This window comes from Rhizobium hidalgonense (assembly GCF_002914525.1).
Taxonomy (GTDB): domain Bacteria; phylum Pseudomonadota; class Alphaproteobacteria; order Rhizobiales; family Rhizobiaceae; genus Rhizobium; species Rhizobium hidalgonense.
Map to the genome: position 1 here is coordinate 1 of NZ_LODW01000027.1, position 737 is coordinate 737.

The 737-nt window shown below is 53.1% G+C and carries 1 protein-coding gene and 1 pseudogene; one reads left to right on the forward strand and one right to left on the reverse strand.

What is annotated here, in order from left to right; all coding sequences use genetic code 11:
• Positions 1–234: pseudogene (locus ATY29_RS02520) on the forward strand (reverse transcriptase domain-containing protein); the annotation flags it as partial.
• Between the two features lie 140 nt (positions 235–374).
• On the opposite strand, the gene ATY29_RS38285 reads toward ATY29_RS02520, so the two are convergent.
• Positions 375–659, reverse strand: coding sequence for a hypothetical protein (locus ATY29_RS38285; protein ID WP_085861397.1), 285 nt, complete (start codon positions 657–659; stop codon positions 375–377).
• Between the last annotated feature and the right edge of the window lie 78 nt (positions 660–737).

Consider the following 737-nt stretch of genomic DNA (forward strand, 5'->3'; position numbering starts at 1 on the left):
GGAGGCGAAAGGGTTTTGGGTGTGCCGACGGTCAGTGATCGGATCGCGCAGATGGTGGTCAAGCAGATGATTGAGCCGGATTTAGAGCCGCTCTTCTTGCCAGACTCCTATGGCTACAGGCCGATGAAGTCGGCTTTGGATGCCGTTGGGGTAACGCGTCAGCGGTGCTGGAAGTACGATTGGGTTCTGGAATTCGACATCAAAGGGCTGTTCGACAATCTTCCGCATGATCTCTTTAATCGAAACCCCATTTTGTCGTCGAACGCTCGTTGCGTGATCGCCCTTGATGAGAAACCCTTTTAGCCAGTTCCAACGCCGCGGCCGGACATGGGGCAACCATTGCCCGATTGACCCCAGTCTCCAACTTAAGTGGCTCAGCTCTCTTCAATGAGGCCACAGCTAGCAAGGGCAGAGACGAAATCGTGAACGTCGCATTTGGTGACGTCATACCGTTCTGATTTAAGCTCGCTCAGTATCCTTGGTAGTGTATGCTCGCCGTCCAGTTTCGAAACCAAACCGGCGACCCAAGGCGGAGGAGATTGGATGATCTTTCTTGATTTCTGGGATTCCTTCCCGATCCAGATACTCCCGTCGTCGGCTACAAACACCTGATGAGAACGCTTTAATAACGGCTTAAAGTAGTGCACGAGCGACCTCACTCGGTACGTGGTAAGCGTCCGGCGAACGCATTTTCGGGTGTCGAGAGATGGAATCTATAGGCCGCGTTTCATCTCATC